This window comes from Microbacterium abyssi (genome assembly GCF_015277895.1).
In the GTDB taxonomy this organism is placed as follows: Bacteria; Actinomycetota; Actinomycetes; order Actinomycetales; family Microbacteriaceae; genus Microbacterium; species Microbacterium abyssi.
Genome location: NZ_CP063815.1, coordinates 1,539,100 through 1,556,928 on the forward strand (window position 1 = coordinate 1,539,100; position 17,829 = coordinate 1,556,928).

A 17,829-nucleotide genomic window follows, 5' to 3' on the forward strand; every position below is an offset into this window, starting at 1 on the left:
AGCCGCTCAGCCGAGCAGGTCCTGCAGATCCTGGTCGAGCTCGTCGGGGGTCGTGCACCTGCCGTCCGAGGGGACGCTCGTCACTGCCCCGATGAGGCCGCGGCTGCTGATGACGTCGTTCGAGCTGACGGCCCCGGTGTCGATGTACAGCTGCACAGCAGGATCACGGCCGTAGGTCGTCAGTCGCAGGAACGGGGTCTCCGAAGCGTCGACCAGCCAGTCCACGCCCTCGAGGGTGACGCACTGCAGCTCGGCCGTGGGACCGGGCACAGTGACTCCGCAGCGCAAGAGGATCGCCGAATCCGCTCCCGGTTCGCCCCAGGCCGCTGTGGACTGCGCGTCGGTCCAGCGGCGATCCAGGTCGGCGATGGTGTCCGCGTTCCGCAGCCCGACCGTCACCTCGGCGCACAGCGGGTTGTTCGCGTCTGCGGCAGGTTCCATGTGCACCGTCGTCGAGCAGCCGCCCAGAAGCGCCGTTCCGAGCAGCAGGAGGGCGGCGGTGGCAAGGCGACGGGACATGATTCCAGGCTACCTTTGACAGCATGCCCTCCCGTTCAGCCGACGACGATCCGCGCCTGGGTGACGTCTCGGAAGGCACCGTGCTTCGTGCCATCCTCTCCCGCACCGCACCGGCCACGCACACCCTGATCGGTCCGGGCGACGACGCCGCCGTGCTCGCCACCCCGTCCGGCTCCGTGGTCGCGACGACCGACACGCTCGTGCACGGTCCGGACTTCCGGCTGGCCTGGTCGAGCGGGTACGACCTGGGATGGAAGGCCGCCGCCGTGAACCTGGCCGACGTCGCCGCCATGGGCGCTCGCCCGACCGGACTTCTCGTCGCCCTCGCCGTCCCGCGCGACATGCGACTCTCGTTCGTGGAGCAGCTCTCCGACGGGTTCCGAGCCGCCTGCGAGGCGCTCGCCCCGGGCTGCTCCGTCATCGGAGGCGATCTCACCGTCTCGGACGTGCTGACGATCGCCGTCACCGCTCTGGGCGACCTGGAGGGAAGGCAGGCCGTGACGCGGGCGGGCGCGCGACCGGGTGACGTCGTCGCCCTGGCAGGAGAGCTCGGGCTCGCCTCGCACGGGCTCGCGGTCCTGTTCGGCAGGTTCCGCGACGGAGACATGCCCGTACCAGTGGAGGCTTCGCGGCTCGCCGCGGGCGAGCGCGCGGCGGTGTCCGCGCAACTGCGCCCCGCGCCTCCGATCGGGCTCGGGCCTGTGGCTGCGCACGCCGGCGCCACGGCGATGATGGACGTTTCCGACGGGCTCGCCCTCGACGCCGGGCGGATGGCGGCGGCATCCGATGTCACGATCGATCTTCGCCGCGATGCGCTCGGCGACGATCCGGACCGTGCGCTGGCCGGCGGCGAGGACCACGCCCTTCTGGCGACGTTCCCGTCGGATGTCCTGCCGCCAGGGTTCCGCGAGGTCGGGATCGTGCGCGAGCGGGGAGCCGAAGGCGTGCTGTGCGACGGCGAGCCGGCGGATGCCGCGGGCTGGGATCCCTATCGCGACTGGGATGCCGCGGCGGGCTGAGCCCACCACACCGCGGTGTCGCCGTAGGTCTTCTCGCGGAAGACCTCCAGGCCCGCAGCGGCGACGTCCGGCGGCGTGGAGCGGCGCGCGCGTTCGATGACGACCACGGCGTCCTCCGAGAGCAGCGGCGCGACGGCCGCGAGGTCCGCGTTCATCGCGGCGTCGTCCTGGTCGTAGGGCGGATCGGTGAAGACGAGATCCCATCGTCCGGTGGCGCGCTTGAGGAACGCGAGCACGGCGCTCTCGTGCACGCGCGCCGTCGCCGTGGGGAGCACCTTCGTCACGGTGGCGATGTTGCGGCGCACGACCGCCGCAGCCGGCCGCGCTCGCTCCACGAGGTCCAGAGTCTCGGCACCGCGGCTGAGCGCCTCGAGACCGAGCGCACCCGAGCCGGCATACAGGTCGAGGACGCGCGCACCGGCGATGGCATCCGCCGATTCGAGCGCTCCGAACAGCGACTCACGCACGCGGTCGCTGGTGGGGCGCGTTCCGCTGCCTGGCACGTCCAGGCGGAGCCCGCGCGCCTCACCGGCGATGATCCTCGTCACACCATCAGCCTAAGACTGTCCCCGCCGTTATCTAGACTTCAGGAATGGTCTTCTCGCTCGACACTCGCCTGGCGGATGCCGTCGGCTCTGCCGTCGCGAAGAAGCTCGAGCGGGCGTTCGAGATGCAGAACGTGGGGCAGATGCTGGCGCACTATCCTCGGCGGTACGCCGACCCCGCCGAGCTGACGCCCATCCGCGACCTTCCCGTCGGGGAGACGGTGACGATCGTCGCAGAGGTGCTCTCGTCCTCGGCGCGCACGATGCGCAACCGGTCGGGTGCGATGACCGATGTCATCATCGGCGACGGGCACGGGCGGGTGTCGCTGACCTTCTTCGCCAAGGGGATCAAGCAGGCCGAGTGGCGCAGGGACCAGCTCCGCCCGGGCCGCCGGGGTGTCTTCTCCGGCAAGGTCGGCTCGTTCAACGACGTCACGCAGTTCTCCCACCCGCAGTACGAGCTGTTCGACGATGACGAGGACCGCAGGACGCAGGTCGAGGAGCGCGCTCACCGGCCGATCCCGATCTACCCGGCGACCTCGGCTGTGGCGAGCGGACAGTTCCGCGAACTCATCGAGACGGTGCTGCCGCAGCTGGGGGAGGTGCCCGATCCGCTTCCGTCGTCCGTCCGCAGCGCGGAGGGGCTGCTCGACGCGCGCACGGCGCTGATCCAGGTCCATCGGCCAGAGACGAAGACCGACGTCGATCCGGCCGTCCGCACGCTGCGCATGCACGAAGCCCTCGTGCTGCAGACCGCACTGCTCCAGCAGCGCGCCGCAGTGCGCGCGCTGACGGCGACTCCGCGCGCAGCTGAGCCCGGTGGTCTGCTCGAGCGCTTCGACACGCTGCTGCCGTACACGCTCACTCCCGATCAGCACTCGGTCGGCGCGCAGGTCGCGACCGACCTCACCGGCGCGTGGCCGATGAACCGTCTCGTGCAGGGCGAGGTCGGCTCGGGCAAGACTCTCGTGGCCCTGCGGGCGATGCTGCAGGTCGCGGAGTCGGGCGGGCAGTCGGCGCTCATCGCGCCGACCGAGGTGCTCGCAGCCCAGCATCTGCGCTCCATCACGAAGATGCTCGGCCCGCAGCTCGCGCCGGAGCTCATGCCTACGCTGCTCACCGGGCAGATGTCCGCTCCCGAGCGTCGCAAGGCCGCGCTGCGCGTGGCTGCAGGGCAGGCGCTGATCGTCGTCGGCACACACGCGCTGCTGGGGGAGAAGACGACCTTCGCCGAGCTCGGCCTGGTCGTCGTCGACGAGCAGCACCGGTTCGGCGTAGAGCAGCGCGAGGCTCTTCGTGCGAAGGGCTCGAGTCCGCACGCCCTGGTGCTGACGGCGACGCCGATCCCTCGCACGGTCGCGATGACCGTCTTCGGAGACCTCGACACCTCCGTGATCCGCACGATGCCTGCCGGGCGTGCGGGCATCGAGTCGTTCGTCGCACCGCTGGCAGAGCATCCCGACTGGTTTCGCCGCGTGTGGGATCGCGCCGCCGAGGAGGTCGCGCAGGGGCGGCAGGTGTTCGCCGTGTGCGCGGCCATCGACACCACCAAGAAGAACTCCGGCGAAGACGACGGCGCCCCGCCGCTGCCCGAGGAGGAGGGCGCCGCGGGGCCCCGCTGGGGCGTCGTCCAGCTCGATCAGGCCCTCGCCACGCACCCTTCCGTCGGCCGGCTGCGCCGCGCCGTGCTGCACGGCAGGATGCCGTCCGACGAGAAGGACGCGGTGATGCAGGCGTTCGCGCGCGGCGAGATCGACGTGCTCATCGCCACGACGGTCATCGAGGTCGGCGTCGACGTGCCGAACGCCTCCACGATGATCGTGCTGGACGCCGACCGTTTCGGTGTCTCGCAGCTGCACCAGTTGCGCGGCCGCGTCGGCCGTGGTTCAGTGCCCGGGCTCTGCCTGCTCGTGACGGAAGCGGAGGAGGGGACCCTGGCGCGGGAGCGCGTGGAAGCGGTCGCCGCCACGCTGGACGGCTTCGCCCTCGCCGAGGTCGACCTCGAGCTGCGCGGCGAGGGGGACGTCCTCGGATCCACGCAGTCCGGGGTGCGGTCGTCGCTGCGGCTACTGCGAGTCGTGAAGGACTCGAAGCTCATCGCCCGTGCCCGAGACCTGGCCGAGCGCATTCTCGAGACCGATCCACAACTGTCAGAGCATCCGGGCCTGAGTGAGGTGATCTCCCGCCGGGTGACGGATGATGACCGCGCCGCGCTCGCGAAGAACTGACGAAGTCGTGCAATAGGGTGAGAGGCATGCGATGCACTGAGCGATCGAAGGAGTCGAAGTGCTTGTACTGAGCGAACGGAGCGAGTCGAAGTGAGCAGCAGGATCGCCGTCGTCCCTGGTTCGTTCGATCCGCCCACGCTCGGTCACCTCGACGTGATCCGTCGCGCGTCGAGACTGTACGACGAACTGCACGTGCTCGTGGTGCACAACCCGGGCAAGGAGGCGATGCTGCCGATCGCGCAGCGTCTGTCGCTGCTCGAGCAGTCCATCGCCGAGGACGGCTGCGAGGGCAACATCATCGTCGGCTCCTGGAGCATGGGCCTGCTCGTCGACTACGCCCGCGACGTGGGCGCCGGCGTGCTGGTCAAGGGCATCCGCTCGCAGATCGACGTCGCGTACGAGTCGCCGATGGCGATCGTGAATCGCCACCTCGCCGACATCGAGACGGTCTTCCTGCTGCCCGATCCCTCGCACGCGATGGTCTCCAGCTCTCTGGTGCGCCAGGTCGCCGGGCTCGGCGGCGACATCTCCCCTTTCGTGCCCCGCGCCGTCGCCGCGTTCCTCGACACCGGGGCGCGCGGGATCTGACCTCCCAGGCCGCCGCTGTCGTCGGCGAGTAGCATGGTGGTGTGAAGACTCGACTCAACGGACCCTTCGTGGTGCCCGTCCGCGACATCGTGCGACGCCCCGGCGAGATGCGTGAGCACCAGTTCTCCGTCGTCCTCCCAGAGCAATGGGGGGAGGGGATCGTCTCGTACGCTGCCGGCTCCGAGGTCGATCTCGACGTGCGGCTGGAGTCTGTGCACGAGGGCATCCTCGTCTCCGGAACGGTGGATGCCGAGTACTCCGGAGTGTGCGGAAGATGCCTGACCGACATCTCAGAGCCTGTCGAAGTCGAGTTCCAGGAGCTTTTCGCGTATCCTGGTGAGGAAGAAACTGACTTCGAGGTTCAAGACGACCACGTGGATCTTGAAACTCTGGCCAGGGAAGCGGCAGTTTTGGCGCTTCCATTTCAGCCGGTGTGTCAGCCGGACTGCCCGGGGCTCGACCCGAACACGGGTGAGCGGCTGACCGAAAGCACCAGGGCCCAGGAAGACGCGCCCATCGATCCTCGATGGAGTGCGCTCCGACAGATCACAGACCAGGGGAATGCGGCAGAGCGCCGCGCTCCCGAGAACACAGAAGAGAGTTAGCCATGGCTGGTAACCCCCCGAAGCGCAAGGTTTCCCGTTCCAACACCCGCTCGCGTCGCGCGCAGTGGAAGGCGGAGCCGATCGCTCTCGTCAAGACGGTTGAGAACGGCAAGGTCGTCTACAGCCGTCCGCACCAGGCGAAGGTCGTCACCGACTCGCAGGGCACCGAGCTGTTCCTCGAGTACAAGGGCCGCAAGGTCGCCGACGTCTGAATCACGGTCTCACGGTCGTGACAGAAGTCCCGAGAGGGACGGCGCCGCTCGCAGCTAAGCTCAGGGTCGACATCGACCCTGAGCTGCTTGCGTTGGCGTTGACCCACCGTTCGTACGCGTACGAGCACGGCGGCATCCCGCACAACGAGCGCCTCGAGTTCCTCGGGGACTCGGTGCTCGGTCAGGCGGTGACGGTCATGCTGTTCACCACTCATCCGGATCTCGATGAGGGGCAGCTGGCCAAGCGACGCGCGAGCGTCGTGTCGACCGTCGCCCTCGCAGAGGTCGCCCGCGGCATCGGCCTGGGCGATCACCTTCTGCTCGGACGCGGGGAAGAGCAGACCGGTGGCCGCGACAAGGACTCGATCCTCGCGGACACCATGGAAGCCGTATTCGGCGCAACCTACCTGTCGGCGGGATCCGAGGCGGCGACCGAGCTCGTGCTGCGCCTGACCGCGCCGCTGCTCGAGGACCCGGAGCGCTACGGCGCGGCGATGGATCCGAAGACCAGCCTGCAGGAGCTCGCTGCGAGGCTCGGCGCCGCGCCGCCGACCTACTTCGTATCAGCCAGGGGCCCCGATCACGATCGTCGTTTCACCGCCACGGTGACCGTCGGCGATGTCAGCATGACCGGCGACGGCACGAGCAAGAAGACGGCGGAGATGGCCGGCGCCCTCAGCGTCTGGCGCGCCCTCAGCGAGCGTGCCTGAGCTCCCCGAGGTCGAGGTCGTCCGCGTCGGCCTCGCACCCGCCGTCATCGGCGCGAGGATCACGAGCGTCGCCGTCCACGACGAGCGCGCCCTCACGCGGCATCCGGCCGGTGCCGCCGACTTCGCAGAACGTCTGGAAGGCGCATCCATCGTCGCCGCATCCCGCCGAGGCAAGTTCCTCTGGCTGCCGCTCGCAGGCTCCGCCGCGGCACTCACCGCGCACCTCGGGATGAGCGGACAACTGCTGTTGCGCACCCCGGATGCGCCGCAGGAGCGACATGAGCGCATCCGCATCGGCATCTCGCATCCGCGGCACGGCGATCTGACCGTCGCGTTCGCGGATCAGCGCACATTCGGGTCCCTCGCTGTCGACGCGCTGGTGCCCGACGGAGCGGATCTTGTCCCGACCCAGGTGCAGCACATCGCCCGGGACCCCCTGGATGCCGCTTTCGATGACGCGGCGTTCATCGCCGCCGTGCGACGCCGTGCCAGCGCGATCAAGCGGGTCCTGCTCGACCAGACACTCATCAGCGGCATCGGAAACATCTACGCCGACGAGTCGCTGTGGGCCGCACGGATCCATCCCGAGGCGCACGGACGCACGCTCTCCGCGCAGGCCGTGCGACGGCTGCTCGGCGAAGTGCGCCTGGTGCTCGATAAGGCCCTCGCCGAAGGCGGAACCAGCTTCGACGCGCAGTACGTCAACGTGAACGGGCAGGCGGGTTACTTCGCGCACTCCCTCAACGCGTACGGTCGCACCGGTCAGCCCTGCCCGCGTTGTGGCGGCGAGATCCGCCGCGACGCGTTCATGAACCGCAGCTCGCACTACTGCCCGCGCTGCCAGCGCCGGCGGTGACGCCTCCGCGTTTCGAGCCTTGCACCAGGGGCTTGTAATCTGAGCCGGTGAACCCGCTTCGCTACACCGCGTTCCCCACTCCGAACGGCGGTGGCAACCCCGCCGGTGTCGTTCTGGACGCGTCCTCGATGGATGCCGCGGAGATGCTGTCACTCGCGGGAGAGCTCGGTTACTCCGAGACCGCGTTCCTGTTCCCGCGCACCGAACGCGAGTATGCGATCCGCTACTTCAGCCCCAAGGCGGAGGTCGACTTCTGCGGACACGCGACCGTCGCGGCAGCTGTCGCGCTGGCCGAGAAGCAGCTCGGCGCGGGAGACGTGCTGCTGAGTTCGAACGTCGGAGAGATCCCGGTGGCAGTGGCGGTCGGTGAGCACGGGCTGCGGGCCACCCTGACCACGGTCACGCCCGCGACCGCGGCACTCGAGGCGCTTCCGGAACTGTGCGAGACGCTCGGATGGAGCGCGCAGGATCTCCACCCGACTCTTCCGCACAGCCTGGCGTTCGGCGGCCTGTGGCACCCGATCCTGTGGGCGCGATCCCGACAGCGGCTCGCCCGGCTCGACTACGACTTCGAAGCCCTCCGGGCGCTCATGCTGCGAGAAGGCTGGGGCACCGTCAGTCTCCTCTTCCGCGACTCGCCTGCCCTCATCCACTCGCGCAACGCCTTCCCGATCGGTGGAGTCGTCGAGGACCCGGCGACCGGCGCGGCCGCCGGTGCCCTCGGCGGGCTGCTGCGCGCAGCTGACCTGCTGCCGGAAGACGGCTGCTTCACGGTGCTGCAGGGCGAGGACATGGCTCAGCCGTGCCTTCTCGAAGTGGATACCTCAGGCGAGGGCGGCGTGCGGGTGAGCGGCACCGCCAGGAGCATCCCGGCTGAATGACGTCACGCCTCGGCGAACGAACGAGCCAGCAGCGGTCTCGTGACACGGGTGCCGAGCCAGACCACGCCGATACCCAGAGCGATCACCGCAGCGATCGTCAGGAGCGACAGCGGCGCGACGATCAGGGCGATGCCGATCAGCGGGAAGACGAGCACGGCCGCGCACAGCGCCGAGCCGAGCGACGTGAGCAGCAGGGGAGACATCACGGCACGCCGTCGGGCGCGCTCCAGCGTGTCCAACGGCATTCCCAGATGATGCAGACTGACGTGCAGACTGCGCTGATCGAGGATCTCGGCTGCCTGGTTCACCCCGACCGACGACGCGACCATCAGGAACGAGCCGACCAGGGTGATGATCAGCCCGGTGCGGATGTCGACGACCAGTGCCGCATCCCCTGCGTCGCCGGACGCACCCATCGTGTCCATCAGCGACACGGCGGTGCCGGCGAACACGGCCATGAAACTCGCCATCGCGACGCCGCTCACCTGACGCCACGCGGACTTGGGCGACTCGAGCACGAGTCGCGACGCGAGCAGACGTTCGGGACGTTCCGCACGCCGGAGCTGCATGCGCGCCTGCACGGAGAGCGCCCACGGACCGATGAGATTGAGCACGGCGAGACCGGCGGCGAACAGTCCCGCGACGACCACGATCGTCACCAGCATCCCTGCCATGCCGGGGAAGACCTGCATGCCCAGCACGGCGATCCCGACGACGACCGCGGCGGCGACCGCCCGCAGCCAGTGGGCTCGCGGAGCATCCGCGCGAGTCCGCACGCCCAGCGGTGAGATAACCACTCGGCGCAGCCCGATGACGGCGCTGGCACCGGCCAGCAGGAGCACACCGCCGACGACGATCGCGACAGCCGCAGGCGGAAGCAGTACCGCGCCCCATCCCAGCGCCTCGCCGCGGAACGGGATGGCGCCGATCGCGGGGGAGAGCGCGAGATAGCCGATCAGACCGGCGAGCGCGCCGACCGCTGCGATCGCGACGGACTCGATCACCGTCGCCGCCACAACGCCGCCCGGTGACACGCCGAGGAGGCGCAGTGTGGACAGGCGCTCGTCGCGCCGTCGCGCCGACAGCCGGGCTGCCGCTCCGCCGAGGCCGAGCAGCGGCACGACCAGCAGGACGAGGGCCATCGCCGCCAGCGCCTGGTAGAGACCCGCATCCTGGTCGGTCCAGCTCCAGAAGGTCTGGGCACCGCCGACGACAGTCAGCACGAGGGCCGTGACGATCCCGAATGCCGCGACGGGAAGAGCCAGTACGGCACCGCCGCCGGGCGCCGGGCGCATCAGCAGCGCCAGGACCCGGGGGTTCATGCGGACACCTCCGTGGGGATGACGAGGCCGTCGCGCACCTGGATCGTGCGGGAGCAGCGCGCGGCGACGGTGGCGTCGTGCGTCACGACGACGAGCGTGCGCCCCTGTCCGGTGGTCGACCAGAGCAGCGCATCCATCACCTCGGCAGAGGTGCGCGAATCCAGTGCGCCGGTGGGCTCGTCGGCGAAGACGATCTCGGCTCCTGTCACCTGCGCGCGGGCGATCGCGACGCGCTGCGCCTGACCGCCGGAGAGCTCGCCGATGCGGCGATCCTCCATGCCGGTGAGTCCGAGGGCGGCCAGCCAGCCGGCGGCGTGCTCGATCGACGGCTTCCGCGGCGTCCCGTTGATCATCAGCGCCAGTGCCACGTTCTCGATCGCCGTGAGTTCGGGGATCAGCAGGCCCTGCTGGAAGACGAAGCCGAACGACTCGCGTCGCAGGCGGGATCGCGCGCTCTCGCCGAGGCCGGTGATCTCGGTGGCGGGTGCGGATGCCGGTGTGAAGACGACGCGTCCGGCATCCGGAGCGGTGATCCCGGCGAGTACGTGCAGCAGCGTCGTCTTTCCGGACCCGGAAGCCCCCATGATCGCCACGGACTCGCCACGCTGCACGGCGAGGTCGACTCCGGCGAGCGCGGTGGTGGCACCGAAGGCCTTGGTCAGGGACTGGGCTTGGATGACGGGAGAGTTCATGCATCCAGCCTCTTCGGCCGGCATCGCGGTGTCGTCCGCCTGTGGACGCAGATGACCGGCCGAAGATACACCGCAAGGATGATCTCCGGCCGGCCGCGCGGGAGGGCGCGTCAGTGCAGCTGCTTCTGCCATCCCGCCGCGTAGGAGGCGGGGACGAACCCGATGGCCTCGTTGATGTCGAGCATCGGACGGTTCTCCTCGGCGTTGAAGGTGCAGATCTTCGGCGACTGCGGCGCGATCTCCCGCCAGCGCAGAAGATTGGCGCACTTCACGATGGTGCCGAGGCGCTTCCCTCGGTGCTCCTTCACGACCAGGGTGCCGTACTGGTGCGTCACGCCCGATCGATCCGGCCCGATGACGAGCTCGTTGAACGCCACGATCCGACCTGACGGCACGTGCTCCACCGCCGTCACCGAAAGGAGCTGTCCGGCATCTGCGATTACCCTGTCGTGGCGTACGACGCGCGCGGCATCCCACTTCTCCTCCTCGAAGACGAGATCGCCGCTGGGCACGTCGGTCGCCATCCGGGAGATCACGTAACCGTATCCCTCGCGCAGGTGCTCCGGCGTCGGCAGAGTCCAGGCGATCACGCGGTAGTCGTCACCGGCGAGGGCCGTCGCCTCGACCAGCATGCGCTCGGCGAGCGAGAGGTCGTCGTCCAGCGCGAGAGTGCTGGTGCGCTCGACCTGCTCCATCGTGTACCCGTTGTCCGCGAACAGATCGCTCAGTTCGGTCGCCGCGACGCGGCCGTGACCTGTCGCCGGTGTCAGCATGCGATCCGAGGTGGTGGCCGGATGCAGGGTCCACACCTGCAGCAGCGCGCGGCCGAGCAGCCTCGCCTCGTCCTCGACACGGGTCAGCAGCGCCTGTGCGACGCCGGACGCCCGGTGCGGCGGGACGACCATGATGTCCGCCTCCGCCGTCGTGCTTCCGGCCTCGTTCGAGGTCTTCAGATAGGCGGCGCCGACGATGGCGTCTCCACGACGAGCGATGTAGCCCCGGTACGTGGCGTCGGAGCGGTCGAGCCAGCGCGGCAGCATCTCCTCCGGCTGCTCGTGCAGGTCGTTCGTCGCGGCATCCACGACGCAGACCTCGTTGGCGAGATCCACCATCGCGAGGAACTCCTCGGCGTCCGGTGCATCCACGGATGCGGGGATCACCATCGCGGTGATCGTCAGCTCTTCGGCGAGCAGGGTCATCTCAGTTCCTTCTTCCAGGCGCCCTCGTAGGAGATGGGCGCGAATCCGATGGCCTCGTTTATGTCGAGCATCGGACGGTTCTCTTCGGCGTTGTAGGTGATGATGCCGGGGGAGTCCGGGTGCAGCTCGCGCCAGGAGAGCAGGCCTGCGGCCTTCACGAGCATCCCCAGTCGGTGCCCGCGATGGGATGCCAGCACCAGGGTGTCCTCCTGGTGCGACGTCGACGCAGGCTCATCCATCTCGATGGCCAGCTCGTTGTACGCGCACAGCTCACCCGTGGCGATGTGCTCGACCGCCGTGACGAGCACGGTCGTGCCGCGCTGCCGGTAACGATCGTCGTGTCGCGCGACGCGGTCGGCATCCCACTTCTCGGTCGGCATGCCGAGGTCGGCATCCGGCACATCGGTGGACATGTGCTCCTTCATCCAGGCGTAGCCAGCCACGTGTTCTGCCGGCGTCGGCAGCGACCACTGCACGACGCGGTATCCGGCGGCTCGGTGCTCTGCGTCCTCGCGGAGCGCTCGGATGTGTGCGGCCTGCGCATCCGACCAGGTGAGCATGCTCACGCGCGCCACCTGTTCCAGCGTGAAGCCGTGCCGGAGGAGGAAGCGCGCGTGGTGGTCCCGCGGAATCTCGCCGAAACCGGTAGGCGAGGGCAGGACGGGCTCGTCGCATGCCGGATGCTCCACCCATACGATCAGGCGGGTCACTCCGGCATCCCGAGCCGTCTTCTCGATGTGCGGCAGGACGGCGCTGCCGATGCCGCGGCCCCACACGGAGCGCAGCAGGCTGATGATCGTGATCGCGGTGCTGCCGCCCGAGTCGGCCATGATGTTCAGCGTCGCGACGCCGACCATCTCATCCCCGTCGCGCACATACCACTGGCTGCGCGTCACCTCGGGGTTCGAGCGGAGCATCGGCAGCAGCGATTCGGCGGTCGCGGCGTCCTCCGTGCGTCCGGTCACGTCGTGGATGGACCTGTTGCGCACGTCCGCGTACGTGCGGATCATGTCGGTGGGCGCTGCATCCGCCCGTGCCGGAAGCACGAGCGGATGCAGCGTCGCGGTGGCGGTGAGACGGATGCTCACGGAGTTCTCCTCATCTCAGCGCGGGAAGCGCTGCAGGCCGTGGGTGAGCATCGTGAGCGCCTCGCGCTCCATGGTGCGTCGGTTCTCCCGCAGCAGCATCATCTGCTCATGGCTGATGGTGCGTGCGGCTCTGCGACGCGAGCGCTCGGCGCGCAGGAGCAGCCACAGGCCGAGGCGCAGCGAGAGCCGATCTGTGAGCGCGAGCTCACGGCGGTCGGCCGGTACGGTGACCTCGAGGACTTCCTGGTCCTGGGGACACGGCGGGTGAAGGGTGCTGCGAAGCAGCATGTCGGTACTCACGAGAGTGCTCGTTTCTTTCGAGTGTTTCGAGGGGGATTGTGCGCGGAGTCCGCAATGGGCGGGCGCAGTGGCGAGAGGTCTCAAGAGATGGAGACATCGGGATGCAGAGGGTCGACGATGTCGACCGATGCGGGAGCGGCGGGAACCGGCGGAGATCAGCCTGCGGAGGCAGAGATCTCGGGCTGCAGTTCTATGCGAGCGCGCTACGTCGGATGTCGAAAGTCGAGGACGCCAGATGCGCAGCGCGCGCAGTATCGAAGCCTGCGGCCGTTGCGGTGTTGATGGTAATCATGAGCGTCCTCCTTTCGTGAGCGATCCGGTTGCCAAAGCTAGTGCCTGATTTGTGCGAGCGTCAAGCATTTGTTCTGCCACCGGCGTGTCGCGGTGCCGGGCGATCCTTGCCTCTCCCGCGCGGGATGCCGGGAGAACCGCATGATTCCGGTAGCGTTACGGCGTGATTCTCGCTGGACGACCTCTCGCCCGAAGGGTGCTGCGCCCGTGCATCTGAAGAGCCTGACGCTCAAGGGTTTCAAGTCCTTTGCGCAGCCGACCACCTTCGTCTTCGAGCCCGGCGTCACCTGCATCGTCGGCCCCAACGGGTCGGGCAAGTCGAACGTCGTCGACGGTCTTGCCTGGGTCATGGGAGAGCAGGGCGCGAAGACGCTTCGCGGCGGCAAGATGGAAGACGTCATCTTCGCCGGTACGTCGACGCGCGGGCCGCTCGGCCGGGCGGAGGTGCAGCTGACGATCGACAACAGCGACGGTGCCCTGCCGATCGAGTTCGCCGAGGTCACCATCAGCCGCACGCTGTTCCGCAACGGATCGAGCGAGTACGCCATCAACGGCTCGAGCTGCCGGCTCCTCGACGTGCAGGAACTGCTGAGCGACTCCGGGCTCGGCCGCGAGATGCACGTGATCGTCGGTCAGGGCCGCCTCGACACGGTGCTGCAGGCGTCGCCCGAGGATCGCCGCGGCTTCATCGAGGAGGCCGCCGGCATCCTCAAGCACCGTCGGCGCAAGGAGAAGACCCTCCGCAAGCTCGACGCGATGCAGGCGAACCTCACGCGCCTCAGCGACCTCGCCGGTGAGATCCGCCGCCAGCTGAAGCCCCTCGGACGCCAGGCCGAGATCGCCCGCGAAGCCCAGACCATCGCCGCCGTCGTCCGCGACGCGAAGGCCCGGATCTTCGCAGACGACGTCGTCGCGCTGCGGACCTCACTCAGCGACCACGCCCGCACCGAGCAGGAGCGGCACACCGAGCGTCTCGTGCTCACCGAGCAGGCCGATACGGTCCGCGCCGGGATCGCGAAGCTCGAGGCCGATCAGAACTCCGTGGCCGTGGATGAGGCGCGCCGGATCGCCTTCGGGCTCGAGCAGGTGCAGGAGCGCATGCGGTCGCTCTACACCCTGGCGAACCAGCGGCTCGCGCTGCTCGGTTCCGAGGAGGATGACGCCGCCGTCGCGTCCGTGACGGTGACGCAGGCGACGATCGACGAGGCCAAGGAGGAGATCAGCGTGATCTCGTCCGGCCTGGGAGACGCGCAGGATGCCGCGTCGGCCGCGAGCCGCGAGGTCGTGAACGCACGGGCAGAACTCGACACGCTCGACGTCGACATCGCCGAGCAGAGCGCCCTGGTGTCCGAGCACGACATGCGGTTGACCGCGTTGCGCGGAACCGCGGAGGCCGCGGCATCCGCTCTCGCCGCCGTCCGCGGTGCCGTTCTCCGGCAGGAGAACGCGCTGGAAGCCGCGAACGAGCGCCGCCGCGAAGCGGCCGACGCTCTCGAGCAGATCGACGGCGCCGAAGCGCCGGAGGGGAGCGCGGCCGAGCACGCCGCCGCGTACGAGACCGCGCAGCGGGAGGCGACCGCGGCCGAGACCGAGCTCGAGGGCCTGCGCGAACGGCTGCACTCGGCCGAGCGCGAGGCCGAGTCGCTGACGGCGAAGGCCTCAGCGCTCAGCAGCGCTCTGTCGTTGTCCGGCGGGGCGGCTGAAGTCGTGAGATCCGGCGCTCCAGGCGTGCGCGGCCTCGTCGGGGACGCCGTGCAGGTCACCGCCGGATACGAAGCGGCGATCGCAGCTGTGCTCGGTCCGCTGGCCGAGGGTGTTCTGGTCGACGACGCGGATGCCGCGTTCGCGCTGGCCGCATCGTCCGCCGAGCAGGGACGCGGCGTGGTCGACTTCGTGATCGCGGATGCCGCGGGTCCCGCAGCCCAGCTGCCTGAGGTGGCCGGCGTCACCTCGGCGACCTCGGTGGTCACCGCTCCGGTCGGTGTTCTCGGGGTGCTCGCCCACGTGCTCATCGCCGAAGACCTCGCCGCAGCAGAGCGTGCGCGTGCAGCGCTGGATGCGCTCGGCGACACGTTCGTGACGATCGTCACGACCGGGGGAGACGTCGTCACTGCGCAGACGCTGCGCACCGGAGCCGGGGGAGAGCGCTCGCGCCTCGAACTCGCGGCCGAACGGGATGCAGCGCAGGAGCGCCTCGCCGAAGTGCGCGTGATCGTCGACTCGCTGCGTGAAGCCCGCGAGGACGGCGCAGAGCGGGTCGAGGCGACACGCCGGCACGCGAAGGACGCATTGCGTGCCCTGCGCGAGCACGATGCGGCGCTGGCCACGCACGCCGAGCAGGTGAACCGCGTCACCGTCCGGCACGAATCCGCCGTCGCGGAGTGCGAGCGCCTGGAGTCCGGGCTCGCGCAGGCGCAGTCGGCCGTGGCGGATGCCGAGTCGGCCGCGGCCGCGGCCAAGACCGAACTCGAAGCGGCCGAGGCCAAGCCCCGTCCCGTGCTGGACGCGTCGGCCCGTGACGGATTGCTCGAGTCTCTGGAGTCCGCACGCGAAGGCGAGGTGCGTGCGCGCCTCGAGATCGAGACGCTGCGCGAGCGCGTGCGTGCGGCGCAGGCGCGGGTGACCAGCCTCGAGCGTCAGCGCGAACAGGAGCGGGATGCCGCGGCCGAGGCCGCACGCCGAGCCGTGATCCGGCGGGCTCAGCGCGAGGCTGCTGCGGGAGTCGCCGCCGAGTTGCCGCGCATCCTCGACTCACTGGACCGCTCGGTCACGGAGGCGCGCGTGGCGCTCAGTGAGGCGGAGAGCGCCCGGTCTGCGCAGAACGAGAAACTCACGACGCTCCGTGCACAGGAGACTGCGCTGCGCGAACGCCTCGCCGGGCTCACGGAGAGCGTGCACGGTCTCGAGCTGCAGATCCACGAGAAGAAGCTTCACCTGACGAGCCTCCTGGAGCGCGTGGCATCAGAGCTCGCCCTGGACGAAGATATTCTCGTTGCGGAATATGGGCCGGACGAGCTCGTGCCGCGCGACCCGCTGGCGGATGTCGATCCGGGCGCGATGGACGGGGTCGACGCGACGGCAATCCCATACGACCGACGTATGCAGGAGCGGCGGCTCGCAGAAGCCGAGCGGAAGCTGACGCAACTCGGCCGCGTCAATCCGCTCGCCCTCGAGGAGTTCGCTGCGCTCGAGCAGCGTCATGCCTTCCTCACTGAACAGCTCGCCGATCTGACGCAGACCAGAGAGGATCTGCTGACGATCATCGCCGATCTCGACGAGCGGATGCAGACGATCTTCGCGAGCGCGTTCGAGGATACCAAGCAGGCCTTCGGCGAGGTCTTCCCGTTGCTGTTCCCCGGTGGATCCGGGAGCATTTCGCTGACCGACCCTGACAACATGCTCACCACGGGCATCGAGGTGTCGGTGCGGCCTGTGGGGAAGAAGATCGAGCGTCTCTCGCTGCTCTCCGGCGGCGAGCGGTCGTTGGCCGCCGTGGCGCTCCTGGTCGCTATCTTCAAGGCGCGGCCGAGCCCGTTCTACATCCTCGACGAGGTCGAAGCGGCCCTGGACGACGCGAACCTCGGACGACTGCTCAGCGTGTTCGAGCAGCTGCGTGAGAGCTCGCAGCTGCTGGTCATCACGCACCAGAAGCGCACCATGGAGATCGCCGACGCCCTGTACGGCGTGTCGATGCGCCAGGACGGCGTCTCCGCCGTCGTCGGTCAGCGCGTCGGCGACCGCGCGGCCGCCGCGAGCTGAAGGCGGCTGGGTTGGAAAACCCAGAGCAACACGGTCGGCCTCAGCGTGTCCTGCGTCGACACGCCGTCGACACGCCAACCGGTCTCCGTTTCCCCGGCGCTCCGGAACATGCGAGGGCCGTAGGCTGGGGACATGGCGGAGAAGTCCTGGTCCCTCGGCCGCGCACTGCGCGGCATGTTCGTCAAGCCCACGATCGACGAGAGCACGTGGGACGACCTGGAGACCGCGCTGATCACCGCCGACTTCGGTCCCGACATCACCGAGCGCATCGTCGACCAACTGCGGGACAAGGTCGAGCGTTTCCGGACGACCGACCCGAAGGACCTTCAGCGCATGCTGCAGGAGACCCTCGAGGAGCACTTCGCGAAGTTCGATACGACCCTCAAGCTCACCGAGCGTCCCGCGGTCGTTCTCGTCGTGGGTGTCAACGGCGTCGGGAAGACCACCACGATCGGCAAGTTCACCAAGTTCCTCCGCAGCTACCAGCGCAGCGTCGTCGTCGGCGCCGCAGACACGTTCCGTGCCGCGGCCGTCGACCAGCTCGCCACCTGGGCGCAGCGCGGGGGAGCGGCGATCGTCCGTCCGCAGCAGGAGGGACAGGATCCCGCATCCGTCGCCTATCAGACCATCGAGTTCGCGCAGCGCGAGGGCATCGAGATCGCGATCATCGACACGGCCGGGCGCCTGCACACCAAGGGCGGGCTGATGGACGAGCTGTCGAAGATCCGCCGGGTCATCGAGAAGCAGGCACCGATCAGCGAGGTACTGCTGGTGCTGGATGCCACCACCGGCCAGAACGGCGTCATGCAGGCGGAGGCCTTCCTGCAGCACGCAGGAGTGACCGGGCTCGTGATCACGAAGCTCGACGGTTCGGCCAAGGGCGGCTTCGTCCTCGCGGTGCAGGAACGCACCGGCATCCCGGTCAAACTCCTCGGCCAGGGAGAGGGGATCGACGACCTCACCGGATTCACGCCGCACGTCTTCGTGGCATCCCTTGTCGGGCAGTGATCGGACT

General features: G+C 69.2%; 17 protein-coding genes. 10 read left to right on the forward strand and 7 right to left on the reverse strand.

What is annotated here, in order from left to right:
- Positions 1-6: 6 nt before the first annotated feature.
- The gene (locus IM776_RS07430) at positions 7-519 is read right to left on the reverse strand and encodes a DUF3515 family protein (protein WP_194422340.1); all 513 of its coding nucleotides are present in this window, start codon (positions 517-519) and stop codon (positions 7-9) included.
- Positions 520-542: 23 nt separating this feature from the next.
- Here IM776_RS07430 and thiL point away from each other — a divergent pair, with 23 nt between their 5' ends.
- Complete coding sequence (thiL, locus tag IM776_RS07435) at positions 543-1,538, forward strand: thiamine-phosphate kinase (protein ID WP_194422341.1); 996 nt, start codon at positions 543-545, stop codon at positions 1,536-1,538.
- Here the strand turns inward: thiL and rsmD are convergent.
- Positions 1,508-2,086 carry a 16S rRNA (guanine(966)-N(2))-methyltransferase RsmD gene (gene rsmD, locus IM776_RS07440; protein WP_194422342.1) on the reverse strand — a complete coding sequence of 193 codons (579 nt, stop codon included), beginning with the start codon at positions 2,084-2,086 and terminating at the stop codon, positions 1,508-1,510. The genes thiL and rsmD overlap by 31 nt on opposite strands.
- A gap of 44 nt (positions 2,087-2,130) precedes the next feature.
- On the opposite strand from rsmD, the gene IM776_RS07445 reads away from it, so the two are divergent.
- The 7 genes from IM776_RS07445 to IM776_RS07475 all read left to right on the forward strand — a co-directional run bounded on the left by IM776_RS07445 (position 2,131) and on the right by IM776_RS07475 (position 8,163).
- A complete protein-coding gene (locus IM776_RS07445) occupies positions 2,131-4,311 on the forward strand; it encodes an ATP-dependent DNA helicase RecG (RefSeq protein WP_194422343.1) in 2,181 nt (726 codons plus the stop codon).
- Positions 4,312-4,401: 90 nt separating this feature from the next.
- A complete protein-coding gene (gene coaD / locus IM776_RS07450) occupies positions 4,402-4,899 on the forward strand; it encodes a pantetheine-phosphate adenylyltransferase (protein ID WP_194422344.1) in 498 nt (165 codons plus the stop codon).
- A gap of 107 nt (positions 4,900-5,006) precedes the next feature.
- Positions 5,007-5,504 carry a YceD family protein gene (locus IM776_RS07455; RefSeq protein WP_194422549.1) on the forward strand — a complete coding sequence of 166 codons (498 nt, stop codon included), beginning with the start codon at positions 5,007-5,009 and terminating at the stop codon, positions 5,502-5,504.
- Between the two features lie 2 nt (positions 5,505-5,506).
- A complete protein-coding gene (gene rpmF / locus IM776_RS07460) occupies positions 5,507-5,716 on the forward strand; it encodes a 50S ribosomal protein L32 (protein ID WP_100810879.1) in 210 nt (69 codons plus the stop codon).
- A gap of 17 nt (positions 5,717-5,733) precedes the next feature.
- Positions 5,734-6,426, forward strand: coding sequence for a ribonuclease III (rnc, locus tag IM776_RS07465; RefSeq protein ID WP_194422345.1), 693 nt, complete (start codon positions 5,734-5,736; stop codon positions 6,424-6,426).
- On the forward strand, positions 6,419-7,282 hold the full coding sequence (gene mutM / locus IM776_RS07470) for a bifunctional DNA-formamidopyrimidine glycosylase/DNA-(apurinic or apyrimidinic site) lyase (protein WP_194422346.1): 864 nt from the start codon (positions 6,419-6,421) through the stop codon (positions 7,280-7,282). Before rnc ends, mutM begins: the two co-directional genes overlap by 8 nt.
- A gap of 47 nt (positions 7,283-7,329) precedes the next feature.
- On the forward strand, positions 7,330-8,163 hold the full coding sequence (locus tag IM776_RS07475) for a PhzF family phenazine biosynthesis protein (RefSeq protein ID WP_194422347.1): 834 nt from the start codon (positions 7,330-7,332) through the stop codon (positions 8,161-8,163).
- Between the two features lie 2 nt (positions 8,164-8,165).
- Here the strand turns inward: IM776_RS07475 and IM776_RS07480 are convergent, their stop codons facing one another.
- The 5 genes from IM776_RS07480 to IM776_RS07500 all read right to left on the reverse strand — a co-directional run bounded on the left by IM776_RS07480 (position 8,166) and on the right by IM776_RS07500 (position 12,764).
- The gene (locus IM776_RS07480; RefSeq protein WP_194422348.1) at positions 8,166-9,485 is read right to left on the reverse strand and encodes an FtsX-like permease family protein; all 1,320 of its coding nucleotides are present in this window, start codon (positions 9,483-9,485) and stop codon (positions 8,166-8,168) included.
- Positions 9,482-10,177 (reverse strand): ABC transporter ATP-binding protein, encoded by a 696-nt coding sequence (locus IM776_RS07485; RefSeq protein ID WP_194422349.1) that lies wholly within the window; start codon positions 10,175-10,177, stop codon positions 9,482-9,484. The genes IM776_RS07480 and IM776_RS07485 overlap by 4 nt, the downstream gene beginning before the upstream one ends.
- A gap of 110 nt (positions 10,178-10,287) precedes the next feature.
- Positions 10,288-11,376, reverse strand: a complete 1,089-nt coding sequence (locus tag IM776_RS07490) for a GNAT family N-acetyltransferase (protein WP_194422350.1) — start codon at positions 11,374-11,376, stop codon at positions 10,288-10,290.
- Positions 11,373-12,464, reverse strand: a complete 1,092-nt coding sequence (locus IM776_RS07495) for a GNAT family N-acetyltransferase (RefSeq protein WP_194422351.1) — start codon at positions 12,462-12,464, stop codon at positions 11,373-11,375. Before IM776_RS07495 ends, IM776_RS07490 begins: the two co-directional genes overlap by 4 nt.
- Before the next feature lie 15 nt (positions 12,465-12,479).
- A complete protein-coding gene (locus tag IM776_RS07500) occupies positions 12,480-12,764 on the reverse strand; it encodes a hypothetical protein (protein ID WP_194422352.1) in 285 nt (94 codons plus the stop codon).
- A 498-nt stretch (positions 12,765-13,262) separates the two neighbouring features.
- On the opposite strand from IM776_RS07500, the gene smc reads away from it, so the two are divergent.
- Positions 13,263-16,814 (forward strand): chromosome segregation protein SMC, encoded by a 3,552-nt coding sequence (gene smc / locus IM776_RS07505; RefSeq protein ID WP_194422353.1) that lies wholly within the window; start codon positions 13,263-13,265, stop codon positions 16,812-16,814.
- A 132-nt stretch (positions 16,815-16,946) separates the two neighbouring features.
- Positions 16,947-17,822, forward strand: coding sequence for a signal recognition particle-docking protein FtsY (ftsY, locus tag IM776_RS07510; RefSeq protein WP_194422354.1), 876 nt, complete (start codon positions 16,947-16,949; stop codon positions 17,820-17,822).
- Positions 17,823-17,829: the final 7 nt, after the last annotated feature.